The sequence below is a fragment of the Novosphingobium sp. FG90 genome (assembly GCF_057808725.1).
Map to the genome: position 1 here is coordinate 49,515 of NZ_JBMDIO010000010.1, position 23,090 is coordinate 72,604.

19 protein-coding genes are annotated in these 23,090 nt (G+C 67.4%); 7 read left to right on the forward strand and 12 right to left on the reverse strand.

The annotated features are described in order from the left end of the window. Window positions 1–139 precede the first annotated feature (139 nt). Entirely contained in the window at window positions 140–601 is a 462-nt protein-coding gene (locus ACODRZ_RS11380; RefSeq protein WP_488970277.1) for an Lrp/AsnC family transcriptional regulator, read from the reverse strand. Between the two features lie 106 nt (window positions 602–707). Here ACODRZ_RS11380 and phhA point away from each other — a divergent pair, with 106 nt between their 5' ends. The 4 genes from phhA (at window position 708) to maiA (ending at window position 4,009) form a co-directional block, all read left to right on the forward strand. Further along, window positions 708–1,562 carry a phenylalanine 4-monooxygenase gene (gene phhA, locus ACODRZ_RS11385; protein WP_488970276.1) on the forward strand — a complete coding sequence of 285 codons (855 nt, stop codon included), beginning with the start codon at window positions 708–710 and terminating at the stop codon, window positions 1,560–1,562. Continuing rightward, on the forward strand, window positions 1,559–2,659 hold the full coding sequence (hppD, locus tag ACODRZ_RS11390) for a 4-hydroxyphenylpyruvate dioxygenase (RefSeq protein ID WP_488970275.1): 1,101 nt from the start codon (window positions 1,559–1,561) through the stop codon (window positions 2,657–2,659). The genes phhA and hppD overlap by 4 nt, the downstream gene beginning before the upstream one ends. Before the next feature lie 124 nt (window positions 2,660–2,783). Next, window positions 2,784–3,338: a VOC family protein gene (locus ACODRZ_RS11395; RefSeq protein ID WP_488970274.1), complete on the forward strand. Its 555-nt coding sequence runs from the start codon at window positions 2,784–2,786 to the stop codon at window positions 3,336–3,338. A 5-nt stretch (window positions 3,339–3,343) separates the two neighbouring features. After that, window positions 3,344–4,009, forward strand: a complete 666-nt coding sequence (gene maiA / locus ACODRZ_RS11400) for a maleylacetoacetate isomerase (protein ID WP_488970273.1) — start codon at window positions 3,344–3,346, stop codon at window positions 4,007–4,009. On the opposite strand, the gene ACODRZ_RS11405 is transcribed toward maiA, so the two are convergent. The 6 genes from ACODRZ_RS11405 to ACODRZ_RS11430 all read right to left on the reverse strand — a co-directional run bounded on the left by ACODRZ_RS11405 (window position 3,987) and on the right by ACODRZ_RS11430 (window position 10,846). Next, window positions 3,987–4,661, reverse strand: coding sequence for an HAD family hydrolase (locus tag ACODRZ_RS11405; protein WP_488970272.1), 675 nt, complete (start codon window positions 4,659–4,661; stop codon window positions 3,987–3,989). The genes maiA and ACODRZ_RS11405 overlap by 23 nt on opposite strands. 77 nt (window positions 4,662–4,738) lie before the next feature. Continuing rightward, a complete protein-coding gene (locus tag ACODRZ_RS11410) occupies window positions 4,739–5,992 on the reverse strand; it encodes an N-succinylarginine dihydrolase (protein WP_488970271.1) in 1,254 nt (417 codons plus the stop codon). A gap of 204 nt (window positions 5,993–6,196) precedes the next feature. After that, the gene (locus ACODRZ_RS11415) at window positions 6,197–7,207 is read right to left on the reverse strand and encodes an arginine N-succinyltransferase (protein WP_488970270.1); all 1,011 of its coding nucleotides are present in this window, start codon (window positions 7,205–7,207) and stop codon (window positions 6,197–6,199) included. Next, complete coding sequence (locus tag ACODRZ_RS11420) at window positions 7,204–8,409, reverse strand: hydrolase (protein WP_488970269.1); 1,206 nt, start codon at window positions 8,407–8,409, stop codon at window positions 7,204–7,206. The genes ACODRZ_RS11415 and ACODRZ_RS11420 overlap by 4 nt, the downstream gene beginning before the upstream one ends. After that, on the reverse strand, window positions 8,406–9,827 hold the full coding sequence (gene astD / locus ACODRZ_RS11425; RefSeq protein WP_488970268.1) for a succinylglutamate-semialdehyde dehydrogenase: 1,422 nt from the start codon (window positions 9,825–9,827) through the stop codon (window positions 8,406–8,408). The genes ACODRZ_RS11420 and astD overlap by 4 nt, the downstream gene beginning before the upstream one ends. Then, complete coding sequence (locus ACODRZ_RS11430; RefSeq protein ID WP_488970267.1) at window positions 9,824–10,846, reverse strand: 2-oxoadipate dioxygenase/decarboxylase family protein; 1,023 nt, start codon at window positions 10,844–10,846, stop codon at window positions 9,824–9,826. The genes astD and ACODRZ_RS11430 overlap by 4 nt, the downstream gene beginning before the upstream one ends. 154 nt (window positions 10,847–11,000) lie before the next feature. On the opposite strand from ACODRZ_RS11430, the gene ACODRZ_RS11435 reads away from it, so the two are divergent. Beyond that, window positions 11,001–12,065, forward strand: a complete 1,065-nt coding sequence (locus ACODRZ_RS11435) for an NAD(P)H-dependent flavin oxidoreductase (protein WP_488970266.1) — start codon at window positions 11,001–11,003, stop codon at window positions 12,063–12,065. A 224-nt stretch (window positions 12,066–12,289) separates the two neighbouring features. On the opposite strand, the gene ACODRZ_RS11440 is transcribed toward ACODRZ_RS11435, so the two are convergent. From ACODRZ_RS11440 to zwf, 5 genes are all read right to left on the reverse strand, one after another. Continuing rightward, on the reverse strand, window positions 12,290–15,103 hold the full coding sequence (locus tag ACODRZ_RS11440) for a phosphoenolpyruvate carboxylase (RefSeq protein ID WP_488970265.1): 2,814 nt from the start codon (window positions 15,101–15,103) through the stop codon (window positions 12,290–12,292). Next, window positions 15,103–15,729: a bifunctional 4-hydroxy-2-oxoglutarate aldolase/2-dehydro-3-deoxy-phosphogluconate aldolase gene (eda, locus tag ACODRZ_RS11445; RefSeq protein WP_488970264.1), complete on the reverse strand. Its 627-nt coding sequence runs from the start codon at window positions 15,727–15,729 to the stop codon at window positions 15,103–15,105. The genes ACODRZ_RS11440 and eda overlap by 1 nt, the downstream gene beginning before the upstream one ends. After that, window positions 15,729–16,706 (reverse strand): glucokinase, encoded by a 978-nt coding sequence (locus ACODRZ_RS11450; protein WP_488970263.1) that lies wholly within the window; start codon window positions 16,704–16,706, stop codon window positions 15,729–15,731. Before ACODRZ_RS11450 ends, eda begins: the two co-directional genes overlap by 1 nt. Continuing rightward, the gene (gene edd / locus ACODRZ_RS11455; RefSeq protein WP_488970262.1) at window positions 16,703–18,517 is read right to left on the reverse strand and encodes a phosphogluconate dehydratase; all 1,815 of its coding nucleotides are present in this window, start codon (window positions 18,515–18,517) and stop codon (window positions 16,703–16,705) included. The genes ACODRZ_RS11450 and edd overlap by 4 nt, the downstream gene beginning before the upstream one ends. A gap of 131 nt (window positions 18,518–18,648) precedes the next feature. Further along, window positions 18,649–20,091 (reverse strand): glucose-6-phosphate dehydrogenase, encoded by a 1,443-nt coding sequence (zwf, locus tag ACODRZ_RS11460; protein WP_488970261.1) that lies wholly within the window; start codon window positions 20,089–20,091, stop codon window positions 18,649–18,651. Window positions 20,092–20,404: 313 nt separating this feature from the next. Here zwf and ACODRZ_RS11465 point away from each other — a divergent pair, with 313 nt between their 5' ends. After that, window positions 20,405–21,394, forward strand: coding sequence for a sensor histidine kinase (locus tag ACODRZ_RS11465; RefSeq protein WP_271184558.1), 990 nt, complete (start codon window positions 20,405–20,407; stop codon window positions 21,392–21,394). A gap of 186 nt (window positions 21,395–21,580) precedes the next feature. Continuing rightward, on the forward strand, window positions 21,581–23,038 hold the full coding sequence (locus ACODRZ_RS11470) for a porin (protein ID WP_488970260.1): 1,458 nt from the start codon (window positions 21,581–21,583) through the stop codon (window positions 23,036–23,038). The last annotated feature ends 52 nt before the right edge of the window (window positions 23,039–23,090 follow it).

Here is a 23,090-nt window from a genome sequence, read left to right on the forward strand (position 1 = left end):
GCTCAGGGTGAGCGGGGTTAAGGTAAACCTTTCAACCCCGCTCAGGCTGAGCTTGTCGAAGCCCCGGTGGTACAGACCTTCGTTCCAACCCGCCGTCACCCTGAACTTGTTTATGGGAGCGGGGAGTGCTTTGTACGGGTCACTCCACCGGCACCGCGCGGTCTTCCTTGATCGTCTCCAGCACGATGATCGACTTCACGTCCCGCACCCCCGGTATCCGCAGCAAGGTGCGCAGCGTGATCTGCGAGAGATGCTCCACGTTGCGCGCGATCACTCGCACCAGATAGTCCATGTCCCCGGTCACCGCATGGCAGGCGATGACGTGCGGATTTTCGGCAATCGCCTGCTCGAAGCGGGCGATGTTCTCATCCACGTGCGCGACGAGGTTGATGAGCACGTAGGCTTCCAACTCGAAGCCCAGCCGCCTCGGGTCGAGCACCGGCGCATAGCCCCGGATCACGCCTTCATCCTCCAGTCGCTTGATGCGGCGGCTGACCGGCGTGGCGGACAGCGCCACCCGTTCCGCCACTTGCGCCACCGGCATGCGCGCGTCTTCCTGCAGGGCAGCGATGATCCCGCGATCGAATTCGTCCAGTTGCACGGATCACCTTTCCAGATCGATTTTCTTGGGCGATTCCACCAATAGCACGTCTCTACGCCCTCGCAATCGCACGGAACTGAAGGGGGTGCTCTGGTATTGTACTTTCATGAAGACGCCGTCGACGATCACGTCAAACAGCGGCCTTCGGGGAGAGTACGAAGGCGCCGCCGACGATTATACCGTCGCGCAGGATTGGCATGCCTATACCCCGGAGATGCACGCGCGCTGGCGCCGCCTCTACGCGCGCCAGTCCGCGCTGGTCCGCACTCATGCCTGCGCCTCGTTCCGCGAAGGGCTGGCGCGGCTGGACTGTGCCGGGGGCATCCCGCGCTTCGCCGACGCCAACCGCGTGCTGCAGGCGGCGACCGGCTGGCGGCTGGTCGCGGTGCCGGGCTTCATCCCCGACGCGGTGTTCTTCGACCACCTTGCGCACCGCCGCTTCCCGGTGACCCGCTGGCTGCGCGAGGAGCACGAACTCGACTACCTCGCCGAGCCCGACGTCTTCCATGACTTCTTCGGCCATGTGCCGATGCTGCTCGACCCCACCATCGCCGATTTCCTGGAGCTTTACGGCAAGGCCGGGGCGCGGGCGATGGCGATGGGCGCGCTCGACATGCTGGCCCGTATCTACTGGTACACCATCGAGTTCGGGCTGGTGCGCGAAAACGGCGCCCTGAAGGTCTTCGGCGCGGGCATCATCTCCTCCTCGGGCGAAACGCGCTTTTCGATCGAGGACCGCGATGTGCTGCGCCTGCCGTTCGCCCCGGTGCGGGTCATGCGCACCGGCTACATGATCGACAGCTTCCAGAAGACATACTTCGTTCTCGAAAGCCTGCCGCAGCTGATCGAGGCGCTCGTCAGCCTCGATTTCGGCCCCGTTTACGAAACCTGGCGGCACGAACCGCCGCTACCGGCAGGCGAAGCGCTGCCGCAGGAAACCCCGATAGGAGCACTCGCATGACCGACCTTTTCGACAATCCCATCGGTCTCGACGGGTTCGAGTTTGTGGAATTCTCCGCGCCGGAGAAGGGCGTGCTGGAGCCGGTGTTCGAGGCCATGGGCTTCACCCGCATCGCGCGCCACCGCTCCAAGGACGTGGAGCTGTGGCGGCAGGGTTCGATCAACTTCATCACCAATTACGAGCCGGGCAGCCCCGCGTGGTTCTTCAGCCGCGAGCATGGTCCTTCGGCCTGCGGCATGGGTTTTCGCGTGCGCGATGCGCGCGCCGCCTATGCCGAACTGCTGGCGCGCTCGGCCGAGCCGGTGCAGGTGGCGACCGGGCCGATGGAACTGCACTTGCCGGGCATTCGCGGCATCGGCAATTCGATCATCTACCTGATCGACCGCTACGAGCGCGGCGGCGACGGTGCGCTGTCGATCTACGACATCGACTTCGATTACCTGCCCGGCGTCGATCGCCACCCGGCGGGCGCGGGCTTTGCGGAGATCGATCACCTGACCCACAATGTCTACGGCGGGCGCATGGCCTACTGGGCCGATTATTACGAGAAGCTCTTCAACTTCCGCGAAATCCGATACTTCGACATCAAGGGCGAATACACCGGTCTCACCAGCCGCGCGCTGACCGCGCCTGACGGCAAGATCCGCATCCCGCTCAACGAGGAAGCCGAGGGCGGGAAGGGCCAAATCGACGAATTCCTGCGCGCCTTCAACGGCGAGGGCATCCAGCATATCGCGCTGATCTGCGACGATCTTCTCGGCGCGTGGGACAAGCTCAAGGCGCTCGGCGTGCCGTTCATGACCGCGCCGCCCGAGACCTATTACGAGATGCTGGAGGAGCGCCTGCCCGGTCACGGCCAGCCGACCGAGTCGCTGAAGATGCGCGGCATCCTGCTCGACGGCACGGTCGACGGCGGCCAGCCCCGCCTGCTGCTGCAGATTTTCGCCGAGGCGCGCGTCGGGCCGGTGTTCTTCGAGTTCATCGAGCGGCGCGGCGACGACGGTTTCGGCAACGGCAACTTCAAGGCGCTGTTCGAGAGCATGGAACGCGACCAGATCCGGCGCGGTGTGCTAAAGGTGAGCGAACCGGCGGAGTGACATGACCCACCCCTTCTCGTCATTGCGAGCGTAGCGAAGCAATCCAGGGCGGCTCAATACTGCCTTGGATTGCTTCGCTACGCTCGCAATGACGGGGCAAGGGGGAAAGATCGGGAGAGAACCAATGACCAATACCGCACCCACCCTCGGCGGCATCCATCACGTGGCCTACCGCTGCAAGGACGCCAAGCAGACCGTGGATTTCTACCGCAACGTGCTCGGCATGGATTTCATGCTGGCGATCGCGGAGGACACGGTGCCCTCCACCGGCGCGCCCGATCCCTACATGCACGTCTTCCTCGACTGCGGCGGCGGCAATGTGCTGGCCTTCTTCGAGCTGCCCAATGCACCCGACATGGGCCGCGACGAGGCTACCCCCGCGTGGGTGCAGCACATCGCCTTCAAGGTGGACAGCGAGGGCGACCTCCTCTCCGCCAAGGCCCGCGCCGAGGCCGCCGGGCTGGACGTGATCGGCCCGACGCATCACGGCGTGTTCAAGTCGATCTACTTCTTCGATCCCAACGGCCACCGCCTCGAACTGGCCTGGCAGTTCGGCACCGTGGACCAGATGGCCTCGCTGCGGGCCGTCGCCGACGACATGCTCGACGAATGGGCGCGCACCCGCAAGGCGCCGCGCCATGCGGCGTGGCTGCACGAGAAGATCGCGGCGGAAAGCTGAGTGCCATGCTGCGGCTCCACGGCTACTGGCGCAGTTCGACGAGCTACCGGGTCCGCATCGCGCTGAACCTCAAGCGGCTCGACCATGAGAACGTGCCGGTGAACCTGCTGGCGGGCGAGCATCGGGGCGAGGGTTATCGGGCGCTGAACCCCTTCGCGGGCGTGCCGGTGCTGGAGGCCGACGGCGCGGCGCGGGCGCAGTCGATGGCGATCCTCGAATGGCTGGACGAGCGCTTTCCCGAACGCCCGCTGCTGCCCGAGGGCATCGAGGAGCGCTTCATGGCGCGCGAACTCGCCTCGGCGATCGCGACGGAACTGCATGCGCCGCTCAACCTGCCGGTGCTGCAGTACCTCAAGCACGACCTCGGCCATACGCAGGCGGAGGTGGACTTGTGGTACTGGCACTGGCTGGAGAAGACCCTGACCGGCGTGGAAGCGCGGCTGGCGCAGCGTGGTGCGGGCGATTTCCTGTTCGGCGCGCCGGGCTACTTCGAGTGCGTCGCCCTGCCGCAACTCTACAACGCGCGGCGCTTCGCGTTCGACCTTTCAGGCTATCCGCACCTCACAAGGATCGAGGCGGCGTGTCTGGAACTGCCGGAATTCCTGGCGGCGCACCCGGACCATCAGCCCGAGGCCACCGGGGCGACGGTCAGCCCTCGACCGGCGCCATGAGCAATTCGCGCAGCGCGTCGAGGCTCGGCAGCACCATCGCCCCGGCCGCGGTCATCTCCTCGGTCGCGGGGAGCAGGTCGGGCACCATGATCGTGGCGATCCCGGCCGAGGTGGAGGACAGCACGCCCGCATAGCTGTCCTCCACCGCCAGGCACTGCGCCGGATCGAGGCCGAGGCGGCTGGCGGCGAGCAGGTAGGGTTCCGGGCTCGGCTTGGGCAGGGTCACGTCGCTGCGGGTGACGATGACGTCGAAGTAGTCGAGCAGCCCGGCCTTCTCCAGCCGCCGCTCGGCCAGCCCGCCGTTGGTTGAGGTGCACAGGGCCATCGGGATGCCCGCCGCGCGGAAATGCTCGAGGATCAGGACCGCGCCGGGGCGCAGTTCGACGCCCCGGTCGAGCATGGACATGAACAGCGCGTCCGCTTCGTCATAGAAGCGCGCCAGCGGAAACTCCGGCCCGAGGCGTTCGGCGAGCATCTTTTCGTTGAGATCGCGGCTGATACCGACCATCGCGTCGAGCACGTCCTCCCCCAGCGGCCACCCGATCGCCTCGGCCGTCAGCGTGTAGCTGCGGTGGTGCGCGGCTTCGGTGGCGATGAGGGTGCCGTCCATGTCGAAGATGGCGGCGCGGATGGGATCGGGGAGTTGGGGCATGGTCTCAATATGTAGCCATCGTGCGGCGGAGCTATTGCAAAAAGCGGAACTCGCCATGGCGCTCGCGCAAGTGGGTGCTACCCTGCCAGTTCCTCCAGCCCCAGTTCCGCGCACAGGGCAGAGCGGGCTTCGACGCAGGCGGCCCATAGCGCCGGACTGGCGAGGTCCTCCACTGCGATGTGTTCGGGCCAGAGGCGGGCGACCAGCGCCTCGATCCGGTCCAGCTTTTCGGCGCCTGCGATGAAGCGCGGGTCGACCGTCGCCGGGTCTGCCACCACGCGCAGGCGCAGGCATGCGGGGCCGCCGCCATTGGCCATGCTCTCGCGCAGGTCGTGGACGAAGAGGTGGCGGATCGGGCCGTTCCCCGCGACATGCGCCTCCAGCCAGCGCCAGACCGAGGGCGTCTCGCGCGCCTCGCCGGGGAGCACCAGCGCGGCCTCTCCGGAGGGCAGCGTCACCAGCTGGGCGTTGAACAGGTACGAGGCGATCGCGTCGGCCAGGCTGACCTCGGCGGCGGGGACTTCGACGATCTCGATCTCGGGCAGCTTCGCGCGTAGCTCGGCATAGAGGGCATCGCGGTCGGCGAAGGCGAGTTCGTGAGTGAACAGCACCCGCTCGTTGGCGACGGCGACGACGTCGTTGTGGAACGCGCCCGCCGCGATCGCCTCGTCCGACTGGCGGGCGAAGACCGTGCGTGCCGGATCGAGGCCGTGGATGCGGGCGACGGCTTCGCTTGCCTCGCGGTGCTGGCGGGCGGGGTAGGGGCCTCCGGTCACGCCGTAAACGAAGACCTCGACGCCGGGCGTGTCATGGCCTGCGCACAGCCGCATGTGATTGGCCGCGCCTTCGTCGCCGAACGGCGCAGGGACCGGCGCGTGGATGGCGAAATGGGCCTCGTTGGCGAAGGCGATCTGCAGCTGCGCCAGCGTTTCGCGCCATTCGTGGCTGCGGTGGGGCATCGTCACGAGGTTCGCGACGGTGAGGTGGCAGCGGCCGTCGGCGGTGTCAGCAGCGGGCGAGACGGTGGCCGCGTTCGCAGCCCACATCGAGGAGGCCGACAAGGCATTGGCGCGCAGCACCGCGCTCGCGGCCTCGACGCTGGTGCCGAGCTGACGGAGCCACACCTCGTCCGGGCGGCGCTGGGGGAGGAAGAATCCCTGCGCCAGCCCGCGCTCAAGGTTGGCGCGCATCTTCGCCAGCCCCTGCAGCGCGGCGGCGCGCGGGGCGGAAACCTTGCCGAAGTTCTTCGTCGAGGCAAGGTTGCCGAGGCTTAGCCCTGCGTAGTTGTGGCTGGGGCCGACGATGCCGTCGAAGTTGATTTCTGTGCGCATTCGGGGAGCCTAGCTTTCCGGGGCGGTGTAGGAAAATGGTTTTGGGCGGGGCGTGTTCGGCGGGGGCTTCGACAAGCTCAGCCTGAGCGGGATTTAAAGACCTGCTCTCAATTCCGCTCAGCCAGCGCAGGGGGGCGAAGACCTGCTCTCAACCCGCTCAGGCTGAGCTTGTCGAAGCCCCCGCCACGCGCGCGGCTTATCCGCTCAAGCCGGAGCGACCGTCACTGCATCGCCCACGCCGATCCCCAGCAACGCCGCCGCCGCCTCGTCCAGCGCGCCGTTGTCGCTCACGCTACCAAGACAGGCGCGGAAATCCGCCAGCCGCCCGGTCGCGATCAGGTGTGTAGGCTCGCCCTCAAGCACGGGAACCACCGCCGATACCTCGACCGTCTTCGCCGCCTTCACCGTGCGGATGCCATCGGTCTTCGCGATCATCGTCGGGCCGCCGTCGAAGATGTCGATGTAGTTCTGGAAGGCGAAGCCCTCGCTTTCCAGCATCCGCATCGCCGGGCGTCCGGAATAGTGCGGCTGCCCCATCACCTGCCGCGCGCCCTCGGAGAGCAGCGCGGTGTAGATCGGATGCTTGGGCATCAGGTCGGCGATGAACTGGTTGCCGTGCTTGGCGTTGAACTCGTCGGCGTCGCGAAAGCTCATGTCGAAGAAGCGGCCCGCGAGGCCATCCCAGAACGGCGAGTTGCCCGCATCGTCGATAGCGCCGCGCAGTTCGGCCAGGGTCGTCTCGCCGAAGCGCTCGCGGTGCATGGCGATGAACAGGTAGCGGCTGCGCGCCAGCAGCTTGCCGACGCCCGCCGACCGCTCGGTGGCGTCGAGGTAGAGCCCGCCCACTTCGCTCGCCCCATCGAGGTCGGTGGAGAGCGTCAGCATCTCGGCGCGGAAGGTGCGGTCGAGTTCCTTGGAATGCTGCGTGATGCGGCCGATGCGGTAGGAGTAGAACGGCAGCTCGGTGCCGACTTGCGAGAACGCCTGGCAGGTGCCGCGCACCTTCCCGGTTTCGGTGTCTTCGAGGATGAAGGCGAACAGGTCGTTGGCGATTTCGCCGTCGTCGCGGGCGAAGCATCTGGCGGCGCGTTCCAGCTTGGCTTTCAGCGTCGGCTTGTCGGGCGGCAGGTTGGTGAAGCCGCCGCCGGTACCCTTGGCCATGCGGTAGAGCGCTTCAAGGTCGCCCTCGCGCGCGGTGCGCAGCAAGAAAGTCATGCGTGCAGTGCCCCCCGATCCAGACGGTGCAGGACCAAGGCCGTGAGGCGGGCGCGGGCGTCTAGCGAACTGGCGATCATGAACTCCTGCGGTGAATGGATAGAGCCGCCCAGCACCCCCATGGTGTCGAGCACGGGAACGCCGCAGGCGGCGATGTTGTTGCCGTCGCACACGCCGCCGGTGTCCTGCCAGCGCATCGGCTGACCCAGATCGGTGGCGGCACGGCTGACGAGGCCGAACAGCGCCTCGGTCTTCGGCGTGATCGGCTTGGGCGGGCGCGAGACATGGCCGTGAAGGTGGATGTGCACGTCATGCGCGGCGCTCACGTGTGCCACCGCTTCGTCCACCAGCACGCGGGCGACTTCCGCCAGTTCCGGTGAGCGTGGGCGCAAGTTGAAGTGCAGGATCGCGAGGTCGGGCACGGTGTTGTTGGGCGCGCCGCCCTCGATCCGCGCGGGGTTGATGGTCAGGCCGTCGCGAATGCCCGCCGCAAGGCGCAGCGCGAGGTCGCTGGCGGCGAGCAGGGCATTGCGCCCGTCCTGCGGATTGCGCCCGGCATGAGCGGAAAGCCCGGTGACGACGGCGGCGTAATTGCCCGAACCCGGCCGCGCGCGGGCCATCGAGCCGTCGGGAAGGCCAGGCTCATAGGTCAGCGCCGCCAGCTTGCCCTGCGCGAGACTTTCGATCAGCGCGGCGGAGGACAGCGAGCCCGTTTCCTCGTCGCTGTTGATGAGCACGTCGTAGCCCATCATCGGCGTACCGTGCTCGAAGGCGAGAAGTCCCGCGAACATCAGCGACAGGCCGCCCTTCATGTCGGCGGTTCCGGGGCCGTTCAGGGTGTCCGCGTCCAGCCAGGTGCAGGTCTGGAACGGGTGCTCGCGGGCGTAGACGGTGTCCATGTGGCCGGTCAGGATCACCCGGTGGTCGGCCTCCGGGCGAACCGACAGGACAAGGTGGCGACCGTGACCGACCTCGCGCAACTGGCCCTTGCCATCGACTTTCTCGACCGGCGCGGGATCGACGAGGCGGACCTCGCCCGGCAGCGCGGCGAAGGCGTGGGCCAGCCGTTCGGCCATCGCCGCAAGGCCGTCGAGGTTGCCGGTGCCGCTGTTGATCGCGGCCCAGTCCAGCGTCCGGTCGAGGATCGGCGCGTGCTCGATCGGTTCGAGCAGGTCCAGTTCCTCGCCCGACAGCGCGCTCATGGCCTGAGCTTGCCGTTGAGTGCACCGACGTTGCCCGAGGCGTCGGCGGCCTCGAAGCTGGCGACCGGGTAGGCGCAGTAATCGGCGGCATAGTAAGCGCTCGGCCGGTGGTTGCCGCTCTCGCCAAGGCCGCCGAAGGGCATCGAGCCCGCCGCGCCGGTGGTCGGACGGTTGCGGTTGACCACGCCCGCGCGGCACTCGGCGAGGAAGCGCTCCCACAGCGCGTCGTCGGCGCTGACGAGCCCGGCGGAGAGGCCGAAGCGGGTGTTGTTCGCGGCCTCGATCGCGGCGTCGAAGTCGGGCACGCGGCTGACTTGCAGGACGGGCGCGAAGATTTCCTCATCGGGCACGAACACGCCGGTCACGTCGAGCATGGCCGGGGTGACGAAGGCGGCGGAGCGGCCCTCGACCCCGGTGAAGGGGCGGATGACCCTGGCTCCGCGCTCGACCAAGCCGTCGAAGCGGGCCTTGGCGGCATTGGCAGCGGCATCGGAGATGAGCGGGCCGATCCACGGCTCGGGCGTCTCGTTCCAGGCGCCGATGAAGATGCGGTCGGCGAGGGCCGCGACGGCCTCCACCAGCGCAGAGCCGAACGTGTTGTCGGGCACGATCAGCCGCCGTGCGCAGGAGCAGCGCTGGCCAGTGGTGATGAAGGCCGACTGCACGACGACCGAGGCGGCCTCGTCCACGTCGCCGTCCCACGCGACGAGCGGATTGTTGCCGCCCAGTTCGAGCGCGAGGATCACGTCGGGCCGGTCGGCGAAGATCCGCCGGAAATGCGCGCCCGCGCCCGCCGAGCCGGTGAACAGCAGTCCGTCGATCTCGCCCGCCACCAGCGCCTCGCCGATTTCGCGCCCGCCCTGGATGCACTGGAAGACGTGGGGATGATCCACCAGAGCTTCGGCCCAGCACTCGGCCATCAGCGCGCCGGTCGCGGGCGTCATCTCGGAGGGCTTGAAGACCACCGTGTTGCCCGCGAGCAGGGCCGGGACGATGTGGCCGTTGGGCAAATGGCCGGGAAAGTTGAACGGCCCGAGCACCGCCATCACGCCATGGGGGCGGTGGCGCAGCACGGCCTGACCGAACGGCATGTCGGTGCGCTTCTCGCCCGCGCGTTCGGCCTGCGCCGCGATCGAGATGCCGACTTTGCCGATCATCGAGGCGACTTCGGTGCGGGTTTCCCAGAGCGGTTTGCCGGTTTCGCGTGCTATGGTCTCGGCAAGCGCATCCTTGCGGGCTTCGAGGGCCTCTTTGTACCTTTGCACCACCTCTAGGTGCCGTTGGGTGCCAAGGCGCGACCACGCGCCGAATGCCTTGCGAGCCCGCAGCAAGGCGGCGGAAACCGCTTCAAAATCAGTAACTTCGCCTTCCCACACGAGCGTGCCGTCAACCGGGGCGAAGGATTTGAGGGTATTCATGCCTGCTCCCTCGTCACCGCGAAGATTCCGGTTGCATTGCCGCTGTCGAAAGTGAGGTCGAGGAGGCCGGTCTCGGGGTCGATGTCGCGTGAAATGAACTCGTAGAACGAGCCCGGAACCTCGCGGATGCCCTCGCTGCCGTCGGGCAGGCGGAAGGGCCGCGCGACCTTGTCGGCAAGGATCGCGGTCTGGCGAACCCGGCCGTTGCGGGAAATCTCCACGGCCGGTTTCAGCGGGTAACCCTCTGATTTCAAAGCCTCGGCATGGGCCTCGACGTCAGGCACGCGGGTGGTCGCATGGTTGAAGGCATTGCCCTCGGTGGCGATCCAGGCACCTTCCTTGCTGTGCTTCAGCAGCGCCTCGTAGTCGGCGAGGGCAGGGGCGGGATGCTGCCGGTCGAAGGCGCGCAGGGCGCCGCGCAGCATGGTGATGCCGTCCTCGATCGAACAGTCCCCATCGCGCGAGAGCGCATCGAGAGCAGCCCGCTCGGCTTCGCCCAAAGGATCGGCAGAAGCCCCGAAAATGGCGGTTGCGGCGGCCTGCGCGGTGTCGGGAAGCTGGTCGATGTGGAGTTCGGAAACGAAGAACTGCGGCACCTCGGCGGGCAGATCGACCTGCACATAGGCGCGCCCCGTCATCGTCAGCGCAGGCAGTGGGTAAAGCCCGCGCACTTCGTAGCCCAGCGGCGCGAGGAAACGGCCGAATGCCTCGTGTCCAGAGGGCAGGGCGCCGGTTGTGCCGTCGATCGTGCGCAGGGCGCCATGGTCGAAGACGATCGGCTCCCCGGCAGCGCGCATCCGCTCGACATAGCGCGCGGCGGTCGGCACGCGCGCCAGAAGGTCGAGGAAAAGCGCGGCGTTCAGCGCCATTGCCACTTGGGCGCGGCTGGCGCGCTCGGCCGATCCGGCCAGTTCCGGCGCGATCCGAAGTGTCTGCAGAGCCTCTTGCGCCTTTGCCTCGCCGACAATCGGCGCCAGCAGGCGAGCGAGCGTTCCAAAGTCGGAAAATGCAGGAATCATCGATCCCCCGTTATTCATTTATTGCGTCAGCGGGAAACATAGGAAAGCCGTTTGCGGAAGTCCATGCCCCTGCGAAAGAAGCTGACGAGGCAGAATCTTTGCCTTTTCACGGCAGGTGCTTAGAAGGCCATCAAGTCAATTGACGGAGTGGGTCATGTCTTTTCTCGAAAGGCTGGACGTAAGCCTGCCCCTCATCCAGGCGCCGATGGCCGGGACCAGCACTGCGCTGTTGGCGGCGGAAGTCTCGAATGCAGGGGCGCTCGGCTCGATCGGCGTCGGCGCAACGGATGCGAGCAGCGCGCAGGCCATGATTGCGGAGGTGCGCGAGCGCACCGATCGCCCCTTCAACGTGAACCTGTTCGTCCATCGTACACCAGTCGCCGATATCGAGGTGGAGAGGGCATGGCTGGATTGGCTGCGCCCGCTCTTCGCCGAGTTCGGGGCCGAACCGCCACAAGCTCTGCAGTCGCCTTACACGAGTTTCGCGGACGATCCTGCGATGCTGGCGATGTTGCTGGAGACCAGGCCGCCGGTGGTGAGCTTTCATTTCGGCTTGCCTGATGCTCAGGCCATCGCCGCCTTGCGCGAGCGGGGAATCGTGCTGCTGGCAACGGCGACGAATATCGATGAAGCGCGCGCCATCGCGGTCGCCGGGATCGACGCCGTGGTCGCGCAGGGGATCGAGGCGGGCGGCCATCGCGGCATGTTCGATCCCGGAGCGTCCGATCCCGAACTCGGCACGACGGCGCTTACCCGGCTGCTGGTGCGCGAAGCCGGACTGCCGGTGATTGCCGCGGGCGGCATCATGGACGGCGCCGGGATCGCCGCCGCGCTCGATCTCGGCGCGGTGGCGGCGCAACTCGGGACCGCCTTCATCGATTGCCCGGAATCGGCGGCGGACGAGGGCTATCGCGGGGCGCTCAAGGGGCCGGGTGCGTGGCATACGACATTGACGCCGCTTGTTTCGGGGCGCCCCGCGCGGGCGCTGGCGAACCGGTTCACGGCGCTCGCAGCAGAGGTGGGCGGGCGGCAGGTGCCGGACTATCCAATCACCTACCACGCCGGGAAGGCGCTGAATGCTGCGGCCAAGGCAAAAGGCGAGTACGGGTTCGGCGCGCAGTGGGCCGGACAGGGCGCTCCGCTGGCGCGGACGATGCCTGCAGCCGAGATGGTCGCGGTTCTGATGGCGGAACTGAAAGCCGTGAGGACGCGGGGCTAGCCCGGACCCGCGATCTTTCACCTATTTCCCGTCACCCTGAACTCGTTTCAGGGTCCATTTCGCCGATAGCGCGGTAGCTGGATCAGCAAACCGACAGCGCGGCGTGAGCACGACGCTTCGGCACCCATTGCTCGATGGACTCTGAAACGAGTTCAGGGTGACGGGGGCGTTACAGGTGTGGGAGGGCGTGGTTCCGGCTTGGCAGCCACACCCTCAAACCCCCGTCACCCGTGCGCGCCGAACTCGTTCGCCAGCGCTGTGGTGATCCGCAGCGACAGGGCGTATGACCGCGCGATCGGGTCGATGAAGTCCTTGTGGATCTGCGCATAGCCCGTCGCGCTCGAATCCGGGTAGTCGCTGGGCGCATCCACCGCGAAGTCGCTGATCGAGGGGAAATGCACCGGGAAGGCGCGGCGCAGCTGGGCCAGGCCGTCCTCCACGCGCAGGGTGAAGAACATCTCCAGCACGTCGTCGCGGCTGATGTCGTTGGCGCGGCTGAACTGCGGGGTCATGACCGAGCGCAGGAACATGTGCTGGAACAGAGCGATGCGCAGCGCATGGAGCACGCCGAGCGAACGGCGCGTATGCTCGCGATCCTTCTGCGGGGCCTCGTCGGGGACGAGATCGAGCAGGCGGTGCAGCTTCAGCGCGTCGACGCGCAGGCGCGAGGCGAGGCGGCGGTAGACACCGGCGCGGTCGTCCTTGGTCAGGTACTCGGCCAGCTTGAGGCAGGCGTCGGAGATGTTCTCCTCACCGCCGCGATAGGGGCGGCTGGCCCAGTAGGCTGAGTTGAACAGCTCGCCATAAGCCGAGACGGTCTTGATCGAGGCCAGCGCATTGGCGGCGCGGGCAAGGCGCACGATCTGGCGACCACGCGCGGATTCGCGCAGAAGTCCGCCGATTTCCTCGCGGTTGCCGTCCGCCGCCGTGCCGATCCCGGCGATCACGTTCACCGGATAGCCCAGCTGCTGCAGGATCGCGTTGTGCGGGATCGCGCGGATCTGGCGCAGGTTCATCGACCGGTCGGAGGCGAGGTCCGACTGGCGGCGCGACTTGCGGCTACCGGTATCGTTCAGCAGTCCCAGCCCGAACGCGGTGATCGCCCGGCTGTAGGTCGAGCTTTCCAGATGCTCGTGCTGCACCGAACGGATCGCGCGGTAGAAGTCGAGGCTGAGGTCGGTGCGGCGGTAGAACAGGTCCGTCGGCACATTGACGTCGGCGTCCCACAGCGGGCGCTCGGCCATGCGGGTGAGGGTGGCCAGCGCCAGTTCGTCCGAGCCGAACCAGAGGTAGCCGTCGCCGCCCTGGAAGCTGACTTCGGGCTCCAGCCTGATCCCTGCGCGCAGGAAGCGGCGGCGCGCCCAAGGGGACAGCTGCCAGTCGAACCGGTCGTCGATGCTGGAGGGGTGGCAGCCCCGGCCCATCGATTCGCCGCCGGTGTTGAAGATCAGCGCGCAGACGTCCGACAGGCCGTTGGCGGCCATCGCTTCCGACAGGCGGCCCTGCAGGCGTTCGATGGCGAGGGCGGCGGGCACCTGGCCCACGAAGCGGCCCGCGTCGGAGAAGCCGGTCTGGATCGAGACGCGGCCGCGCCGCCTTGCGTAGTCGCGGTAGGCGGGCTCGGCCAGCACCGCGTCGAGGAAGCGGCCGCCGTGCTCCAGCGCGGATTCCGTCTCGAACAGCGGTGAGACGTCGACCTTGTCGTCGATCCCGAACATGCGCGCGAAATAGAGCGCGGCAAGCACGGTGGTCGGCTCCTCGCACTCGGCGACGAGCATGCGGATCGGTGCGTCGGCGTCGATGTGGGCGAGGATCTGCGCCATCGCGAGGAACTGGCGCACGGCGGTCGAGTTCTCGATCGCCAGCGCGGCGAAGTTGGACTTGAGCGGCTTCACTTCAGCCAGCAACTCGCGCATGCGCACCAGCGCGGCCTGGCTGGCAAGGCTGAGCTTGCCGTCCGGATCGATGCGGCGGCGGATCGCGTTCTGCAGCTGCGATGCGTTCACGCGGAAGTGGATGCCGCCCATGCCGAGCCCGTCGGCGCGCATGGCGGCGGCGGTGACGAGCATGGCGCGGGCCTGCTCCTGATCGGCGTGGCGGGCTTCGTCCTCAAGCCGGGTGATCACGCCTTCGAGGCTGACGATCTTGTCGGCGTGCTCGGCGGTGAGGCCGTTGGCGGCGGCGGACAGTGCTTCGGGGTCAGTGAGATCCTGCTTGAAGGCGGCCACCGCCTCTGCGGTGTGCGCGTGGGCGCGCGACAGTTGCGCGACGATTTCGGGCGCGACCTGCGCCAGCGCCTCGGCATAACCGGCCAGACGCTGGGCCTTTTCCTCAAGCCGGTAGCGGATCGAGGTGGACCAAGAAATGTCCGTGCGCCCGTCCATGTCGTAGCCGACCCAGTGGGCGAAGCGCACCGGCATCGGGTTCAGGCCCTTCCAGCGCTTCGGCCAGCGGGCGGCGGCAAGGTCGAACAAGCGCGCGTTGATGCGATCACGCGCCTTCTGGCCGCGCGCCATGGCGGCCATTGCAGCGTCATGCTCGGAATCGAGCGTGATCGTGTCGCGCGCCGGGGAGGCTACGCAGACCGAGGCCACGCTGAAATCGCCGTTGGAGGCAGAGGTGGTGACGGCCGCGGTCTGGGCTTCGCTCAGCAGGAACGTGGGGTGCGCGGTGAAGACGACATGCGCCGCCGGGCGCTGCCAGCGCACGGCGAAGGCGGTGAAGTCGTCGTCATCGGCGGTCTTTGCGGCAAGGGCGTCGAGCGCCTTGTCGTTGTCTGCGATCGGCACGGTGCCGAGAACGCGGTCGAGCCGGGCGGCGCGGGCGCGCAGGCCCTCGCATTCCATCTCGGCGACGAGCGCCTCGATGTCGTCGAGGGACATTTCGCCGTTTTCCAGAGCCCGCGACAGTTCCAGACCCAGCTGGAACACGGGGTTGAACAGCGGCGTCACCGCCGTGAGCTTGTGCAGCTCCTTCAGGCGCGCGTCGAGTTCGTCGACGGTGCCCAGCGCCAATGCGCCCTTGCCCTCGGCCGCCATCAGCGAGCGAGGCCCGCTGCGAGGCGCGCTTCGGCTTCGATCTTCGCAACGTCCGGCTTACCCTTGGGGACCATCCAGCTGCCGCCGACGCAGATCACCGCGTCCAGCGCCAGCCATTCGGGCGCGTTCTGCGGAGTGACGCCGCCGGTCGGGCAGAACTTTGCGGCCATCAGCGGGGCGGAGATCGCCTTCAGCGCGGGCGGACCGCCTGCGGCCATCGCCGGGAAGAACTTGAGGCGATCGAACCCGCATTCCAGTGCGAACATCACGTCGCTGGCGTTGGCGGTGCCGGGCAGGAACGGGACCTTCGACTTGTAGGCCGCTTCGGCGAGGTTCGGCGTCAGGCCGGGCGAGACGATGAATTCGGCGCCCGCGTCGATCGAACGCTTGAGGTCGTCAGGCGTCAGCACCGTGCCCGCGCCGACGACGGCGCCGGGAACCTGCTTCATGATCCTGATCGCCTCGATCGCGCATTCGGTGCGCAGCGTCACCTCCAGCGCGGGCAGGCCGCCGGCGACGAGCGCCTCTGCGATCGGCAGGGCGTGCTCGATGTCCTCGATGACCAGAACCGGGATCACCGGGGCGAGGCGCATGACCTTCTCGACGGCTTCGGATACGGTAGTCATTACTGGAGGTGCTCCCTTGCGAATGCGGCCGCCGCGCCGAACAGGCCGGGCTGCGGGTGAGTGATGAGCTTGACGGGCAGGGTGGCCATCAGGCCGGCAAAGCGGCCCTTGGCGCGGAAACGCTCGGCAAAGCCCGAGGTCTTGATGGTCTCGCGGATGCGGTAGCCAAGGCCACCGGCGATGACGACGCCGCTGGCGCCCTGTGCCAGCGCGCAGTCGCCCGCCGCCGCGCCGAGCGCGAGGCAGAAGCGGTCCACGGCGGCGACGGCAAGGCTGTCCGTGCCCTCTGCGGCGGCGGTCCAGATCTCGACGTCGGAGAGTTCGTGGATGGCCTTGTGCTCCATGGCGGCGAGCGTCGCATAGATATCGACGATACCAGGACCGGAGACAATGCGTTCCACCGAGACGCGGGTGTGGCGCTTGCGCAGGCGGGCGAGGATCGCGTCCTCGATCAGGTCGAGCGGGGCGTAGTCGGTGTGACCACCCTCGGTCGCCTGAACGTGGTAGCTGCCCTTGCCGTCACGGTAGAGGTGCGCGACGCCAAGGCCGGTGCCCGGGCCGAGGATGCTGAGCGTGCCCGATGCGGGCAGCGCCTCGTCCGGGCCGGTTAGGTAGAGGAAGTCGCTCTCGTCCGCGCAGGCGACGGCGTGGGCGACGGCGGCGAAGTCGTTGATGATGGTCTGGCGCGTGGGGCCAAGCATCTCCTGGATCTTTGCGGGGCGCAGGATCCAGGGGTTGTTGGTGAACTTGATCACCTCGTTGCCGACCGGGCCTGCCACCGACATGGCGACGGCATCGGGCAGGGCGCCGCCGTTCATGGCGCGGAACGCCTCCCACGCCAACTGGAAGCTGCCGTGGTCCTTGGTGTGCAGCGTGGCGGGTTCGCCCAGCGTGATCCTGCCGTCATCGCCGATGGTGGCGATGGCGAAGCGGGCATGGGTGCCGCCGATGTCGACGGCCACGATTTCCGTCGTCACAGCCCGGCAACCTCCAGCATCGACGAGCCGCCGTGTTCGGCGCTCGACGCATTGATGCGGAACATCGCGAAGAGTTCGCGGCCGGTGCCCATCGCGGGCGGCGGGGTCGGGGCGGGTTCGCGGCCCGAGAGGTCGGCGGTGGTGGAGATGGTGCCGTCCTCGGCCGAGAGACGCACGATATCGCCATCGCGCAGGTACGCCAGCGGGCCGCCTGCGAAGGCTTCCGGGGTGACGTGGATGGCGGCGGGCACCTTGCCCGAAGCGCCCGACATGCGCCCGTCCGTCACGAGCGCGACCTTGTGGCCGCGATCCTGCAGCACGCCCAGCGGCGGGGTCAGCTTGTGCAGTTCGGGCATGCCGTTGGCGCGGGGGCCCTGGAAGCGGACGACGACGATGACGTCCTTGTCCAGTTCACCGGCCTTGAATGCCTTCGCCACGCCTTCCTGATCGTCGAACACGCGGCAGGGCGCCTCGATCGTCCAGCGTTCGGCATCGACCGCGCTGGTCTTGAAGGTGCCGCGACCGAGGTTGCCGTCGACCAGACGCATGCCCCCATCCGGCAGGAACGGGTTGGAGACCGGGCGCAGCATCGTGTCGTCGCCGCTGACGGTGGGCGCCGGAGTCCACGCGAGTTCGCCGTCGACCATCACCGGCTCGTCGGCGTAGGCGGACATGCCGCCTTCGGCCACGGTCAGGATGTCGCGGTGAGCGAGGCCGCCGTCGAGCAGTTCGCGGATCACCCAGGCCATGCCGCCCGCTGCGTGGAAGTGGTTCACGTCGCCCGAGCCGTTGGGATAGGCGCGGGTGATGAGCGGCACGACGGCCGAAAGCTCGTCGAAGTCCTGCCAGTCGATCAGGATGCCGCCCGCGCGCGCCATGGCGGGCAGGTGGATCGCGTGGTTGGTCGAGCCGCCCGTGGCCAGCAGACCGGCGATGGCATTGACGATCGCCTTCTCGTCCACGACCTGCGCCATCGGCCGATAGTCCTCGCCCTTGCGAGTCATCGCCGCCAGACGGTGCGTGGCCGAGCGGGTCAGCGCGGTGCGCAGCGGGGTGTTGGGCGGCACGAACGCTGCGTTCGGCATGTGCAGGCCCATCATCTCCATCATCATCTGATTGGAGTTGGCGGTGCCGTAGAAGGTGCAGGTGCCCGGCGAGTGATAGCTGGCGCTTTCGCTGGCGAGCAGTTCCTCGCGGCCGACCTTGCCCTCGGCGTAGAGCTGGCGGACCTTCTGCTTCTCCTTGTTGGAGATGCCGGTGGGCATCGGACCCGAAGGCACGAAGATCGCGGGCAGGTGGCCGAAGCGCAGCGCGCCGATGACGAGGCCGGGGACGATCTTGTCGCAGATGCCCAGCAGTGCCATGCCGTCGAACATCGCGTGGGAGAGGGCGACGCCGGTGGACAGCGCGATGACGTCGCGGCTGAACAATGACAGTTCCATGCCGTCGAACCCCTGCGTCACGCCGTCGCACATGGCGGGCACGCCGCCGGCGACTTGCGCGGTGGCGCCGACTTCGCGCGCGAACAGCTTCATCTGCTCGGGGTAGCGGCCATAGGGCTGATGGGCCGAGAGCATGTCGTTGTAAGCGGTGACGATGCCGAGGTTTACCGCCTTGTTCCCGGCGATCGTCGCCTTGTCCTCGCCCGAGGCGGCGAAGCCGTGCGCGAGGTTCGAGCACGAGAGGAAGCTGCGGTCGGAATGGCGGTCCGTCTCGCGGGCGATCATGTCGAGATAGCGCGCGCGGCTGTCCTTCGACCGTTCGATGATACGGTCGGTGACGCGCGCGACCACCGGGTGGAGGTTGGTCATGGTCTACTCCTGGTCTTTCGCGACATCCGGCTCTTCCCGCCCCGCATGTGGGCGGGAAGGTAACCGGTGTCAATCGCTATATTCTGGCCTATGAACGGCCTGCTCAAGCAAACTTGAAGGCTGACACGAGGTTACTCGTGCCAGGTCACTCCGTCACGTTCGGCGAGGGCGATCGCGGCGGACGGGCCCCAGCTTCCTGCAGTGTAAGTCTTGGGCTCCTGCGCCTGTTCCTCCCAGCCGGAGCGGATCGCGTCGATCCATTCCCATTGGGCTTCCACTTCGTCGCGGCGCACGAACAGGGTCTGGTCGCCTTCGATGAGGTCGAGCAGCAGGCGTTCGTAGGCGATGCGGCGCTGGTGGTCGGCGAAGGCGTCGGGGCGGGTGATCGCCAGCGGCACCGAGCGCAGGCCGTAGCCGTCACGGTCCAGCCCCGGCACCTTGGCCATGAGCGAGAGGGTGATGTTCTCTTCCGGCTGGATGCCGATGACGAGGCGGTTGGGCACCGTCTTCGCGCCCTTGCCGTGGAAGATCGAGTGCGGAACGTCGCGGAATTGCACGACGATCTCGGTCGTGCGCTTGGGCAGGCGCTTGCCGGTGCGCATGTAGAAGGGCACGCCCTGCCAGCGCCAGTTGTCGATGAAGCCCTTGATCGCGACGAAGGTTTCGGTGTTCGAATCCTTGCCGAGCTCTTCATCATAGCCGGGCACGGCCTTGCCGGTGATCGCGCCGGCGCGGTACTGGCCGGTGACGGTTTCCTCGGGCTTCACCTTGCGCAGCGAGTGGAGGACCTTGACCTTCTCATTGCGGATCGAGGTGGCGTTGTACGAAACCGGCGGCTCCATCGCCACGAGCGCGAGCAGCTGGAGCATGTGGTTCTGCACCATGTCGCGCAAGGCGCCGCTGTCGTCGTAGTAGGCGACGCGCGATTCGAGGCCCACGGTCTCGGCCACGGTGATCTGCACGTGGTCGATGTGCGCGGCGTTCCACAGCGGCTCGAACATCAGGTTGGCGAAACGCAATGCCAGGATGTTCTGCACCGTCTCCTTGCCGAGATAGTGGTCAATCCGGAAGATCCGGTCCTCGGGGAAGGCGCTGGCCACCGCGTCATTGATGACCTTGCTCGATGCGAGGTCCACCCCGAGCGGCTTTTCGAGCCCGATGCGCACGTTGCCGCTGGCGAGGCCGCTCTTTTCGAGGCCGTGGATGGTCGGTTCGAACAGGCTGGGCGCGGTGGACAGGAAGATCGACAGGCCCTGCGTCGGGGTGCCCACCTTCTGCGCCAGCGCGTGAAAGCTGTCGATGTCGTTGGCGTCGAGCGGCTGGTAGCTCAGCCGGTTGAGGAACTGCGCCAGGCTGCCTCGGCGACCGGCGGGCAGGAACTGCTCCAGCGATTCGCGCGCGAAGTTGCGGAAGCCCTGGTCGTCCATGTCCGACCGGGCGGTTCCGATAATTTCGATGTCAGGACCCAGCAGGCCTTCCGCGTCGAGCGCGCAAAGCGAAGGGAGGAGCATCCTGCGTGAAAGATCGCCCGTGGCGCCGAAGAGGAGCAGGCGATCGGAAGTGAATTGCGTCACGGTACCCTTTCCACCGGACGACCGCGCTCCTCCTCGCAGCCGTTGATGATTGTTCTCAAGGCTGCATGGCGTCATGTCCACTTGTGGGCGGACCGCCATGCGGTTGCGCCATAACAAAGGCCGCCGCCGAGCGCTAGGGCACTCGGGCGCCGCAAGCACGTTTTCCAAACTTGCCGCAGGGTGAATGGACACGGAAATGTCATTTCCGGCGTTGGTGAATACGAATGTTGCAACAATAGTGTCTTGGAACCATGTCACGCGCGGATTTGAATCTTCGGTGCACACCCACCGCGACCTCAGGAGCATTACAGGCATGAGCATCGAGGGCGTCCACCTCCTCGAACACCTCCAGACACCCGCGATGATGATCGTGCGGGGGCAGGTGCGCTTCGCCAACAGCGCGGCGAAGGCACTGCTGGGCGCGCATATCGTCGGGCAGGACGTGCGCATCGCCATTCGCGAGCCGCGCGCGGTCGCCGCGATCCTCAGCGACGAGGGCGGCTCGGCGCGGGTGAAGGGGCTGTCCACCGGCGGGTCGGTGTGGGAAGTCGACTGCAAGGTGGTCGGCCTCTACGAGCGGCTGGTCAGCCTCTACGACTTGTCGGAGCGGGTCAGCGTGGCCAAGTCCCACGCCGACTTCGTCGCCAATGCCAGCCACGAACTGCGCACTCCGCTCGCCAGCGTCATCGGCTACTGCGAGACGCTGATGAACCCCAAGGCGGGCGGCGACGAGGCGTTGCGCAACCGCTTCCTCGGCACCATCCGCCATGAGGCGCAGCGGATGCAGGCGCTGATTTCGGACCTCATGTCGCTTTCGCGCATCGAGGCGGTGAAGCACGAGGCGCCTTCGGACACCGTCGATGTCGTCGCACTGGCGCACGAAGTGGCGGGCGAGTTCAAGGGCACGATGGAAGTCCATGTCCGGGCCAACCAGTCCGAAGCGGTCATCGCGGGCGATCGCGGCCAGCTTTCGCAGGTCCTGCGCAACCTCATCGACAATGCGCGCAAGTATGCGAAGCCCGAGGGCCCCGTGGAAGTCTCTGTGGAGGCCGCCAGCACCGGCTGGGTGCTCGTCACCGTGCGCGACGAGGGCGAGGGCATCGGCCCCGAACACCTGCCGCGCGTGACCGAGCGCTTCTACCGCGCCGATACCAGTCGCAGCCGCGCGGTGGGCGGAACCGGGCTGGGCCTGTCGATCGTCAAGCACATCGTCGAGCGCCACCGTGGCCGCTTCGACATCGAGAGCCGGCAGGGCGTAGGGACGACCGCCTCGCTGATGCTGCCGCTGCGCGCGGAGGGCTGATCGCGCGGAGGCCGGTGTTGCCCCCCCGTCCGGCTAACTCGCTTCGCTTGCAAGCTTTCCGCCCCTCCCGCTTGCCGGAGGGGTTGGAGTGGGAAGCCTGACGTCATCAAAGTGTCATTCGATGGACATATTCGCGTCATCGAAATGACGCGAATCCTGAACCCAATCGTGATGCAATCCGCAGCCATGCGAAGATTGCCCGTTTCCGCCATAGCGCTCGTCGTCGCCCTGGGCTGGGTTTCCCCAGTCCTGGCGCAGTCCGCCGATTCGGTCACCCAGGCTGACCTCGCCGCCATGCGCGCGCAGATGGAGGCGATGGCGCAGCGCATCACCTCGCTCGAAGGGCAGCTTGCGGCGGCGAAGGGCGCGGCGTCGCAGGCCGCGACTCCGCTTCCGAATGCGGCCGCGACGCCGGTTCCAGCTCTCGCGGCAGGGCCGGCCACGCCCGCTGAGGCTCCTCCGCCCGCCCCGGCAGCCAGCTCGATCCCGGCGAAGCTCGCCAAGACCGCGAGCGGCATCAAGCTGCGCGGCTATACCCAGATGCGCTTCAACGAGATCATCTCGGGCGACAAGGACGCGCCTTCAGGCCGCTCGCGCCTGCGGTCGGTGCAGGACGGCAGCATCGGCCCGGACAGCAACTTCTTCTTCCGCCGCATCCGCCTCGTGATGCAGGGCGACCTCGGCCACGGCGTCTCGTTCTACCTGCAACCCGACTTCGCCAGCGCGGTCAACAACCAGACTTCGGGCGAGCGGCGCGACAACTTCCTGCAGCTGCGCGATGCCTACGTGGACGTCGCGCTCGACAAGGCGCAGCGCCTGAAGCTGCGTTTCGGCCAGTCCAAGGTGCCGTTCGGGTGGGAGAACCTGCAGTCCTCCTCCAACCGTGTGCCGCTCGACCGCACCGACGCGATCAACGCCGGAGTGCCCAGCGAGCGCGACCTCGGCATCGTCGCCTACTACACGCCGGACCGCGTGCAGGCGATCTGGGACGAACTGGAAGCGGGCGGGCAGAAGCTTTTCGGCAATTACGGCGCCTTCGGCTTCGGCGTGTTCAACGGGCAGGGCGTCAACCGGCAGGAGCGCAACGAGAGCCTGATGTCGGTGGCGATGGCGACATGGCCGATGCGGCTCGACGGTATCGGGCTGGACGGGCAGGTGCTCGAAGTGGGCGGCTCGCTGATGCACAACAAGGTGAAGCCGGAAGTGCGCGCGGGCGGGGTGACCGCGCAGAACTTCACCGAGCGACGCGCGGTCGCGCACGCGATCCTCTATCCGCAGCCCTTCGGCATCCAGGCCGAGTGGACTTTCGGGCGCGGGCCGCAGTTCGATACCGGAACGCAGACGATCGAATCGCATAATGCCAGCGGCGGCTACGTGATGCTGATGTACCGCGTGCCGGACTTCGGCGCGGGCCGGGTCATCCCCTATGCGCGGTGGGAACGCTACAAGGGCGGCTGGAAGGGCGCGGTCAATGCGCCGCGCCTCGATACCAACGATATCGAACTGGGCGTGGAATGGACGCCGGTGAAGCCGATCGAGTTCACGCTTGCCTATGCCCGCATGAAGCGCGCCGAGGCCGACGAACGACGCGCCGGACAGGCCGAAGGCGACGTCCTGCGCGCCCAGATCCAGTGGAATTATTGAGGCCTGCGCGCCGGATTTTCGAGACACTTCCTACTTAGTCACGTTATTGACG

Excerpts from the sequence above, each read along its gene's own strand:
- phhA (WP_488970276.1), top strand. The coding sequence starts at position 708 with ATGAAGACGCCGTCGACGATCACGTCAAACAGCGGCCTTCGGGGAGAG.
- hppD (WP_488970275.1), top strand. The coding sequence starts at position 1,559 with ATGACCGACCTTTTCGACAATCCCATCGGTCTCGACGGGTTCGAGTTT.
- ACODRZ_RS11395 (WP_488970274.1), top strand. The coding sequence starts at position 2,784 with ATGACCAATACCGCACCCACCCTCGGCGGCATCCATCACGTGGCCTAC.
- maiA (WP_488970273.1), top strand. The coding sequence starts at position 3,344 with ATGCTGCGGCTCCACGGCTACTGGCGCAGTTCGACGAGCTACCGGGTC.
- ACODRZ_RS11405 (WP_488970272.1), bottom strand. The coding sequence starts at position 4,661 with ATGCCCCAACTCCCCGATCCCATCCGCGCCGCCATCTTCGACATGGAC.
- ACODRZ_RS11410 (WP_488970271.1), bottom strand. The coding sequence starts at position 5,992 with ATGCGCACAGAAATCAACTTCGACGGCATCGTCGGCCCCAGCCACAAC.
- ACODRZ_RS11415 (WP_488970270.1), bottom strand. The coding sequence starts at position 7,207 with ATGACTTTCTTGCTGCGCACCGCGCGCGAGGGCGACCTTGAAGCGCTC.
- ACODRZ_RS11420 (WP_488970269.1), bottom strand. The coding sequence starts at position 8,409 with ATGAGCGCGCTGTCGGGCGAGGAACTGGACCTGCTCGAACCGATCGAG.
- astD (WP_488970268.1), bottom strand. The coding sequence starts at position 9,827 with ATGAATACCCTCAAATCCTTCGCCCCGGTTGACGGCACGCTCGTGTGG.
- ACODRZ_RS11430 (WP_488970267.1), bottom strand. The coding sequence starts at position 10,846 with ATGATTCCTGCATTTTCCGACTTTGGAACGCTCGCTCGCCTGCTGGCG.
- ACODRZ_RS11435 (WP_488970266.1), top strand. The coding sequence starts at position 11,001 with ATGTCTTTTCTCGAAAGGCTGGACGTAAGCCTGCCCCTCATCCAGGCG.
- ACODRZ_RS11440 (WP_488970265.1), bottom strand. The coding sequence starts at position 15,103 with ATGGCGGCCGAGGGCAAGGGCGCATTGGCGCTGGGCACCGTCGACGAA.
- eda (WP_488970264.1), bottom strand. The coding sequence starts at position 15,729 with ATGACTACCGTATCCGAAGCCGTCGAGAAGGTCATGCGCCTCGCCCCG.
- edd (WP_488970262.1), bottom strand. The coding sequence starts at position 18,517 with ATGACCAACCTCCACCCGGTGGTCGCGCGCGTCACCGACCGTATCATC.
- ACODRZ_RS11465 (WP_271184558.1), top strand. The coding sequence starts at position 20,405 with ATGAGCATCGAGGGCGTCCACCTCCTCGAACACCTCCAGACACCCGCG.
- ACODRZ_RS11470 (WP_488970260.1), top strand. The coding sequence starts at position 21,581 with ATGCGAAGATTGCCCGTTTCCGCCATAGCGCTCGTCGTCGCCCTGGGC.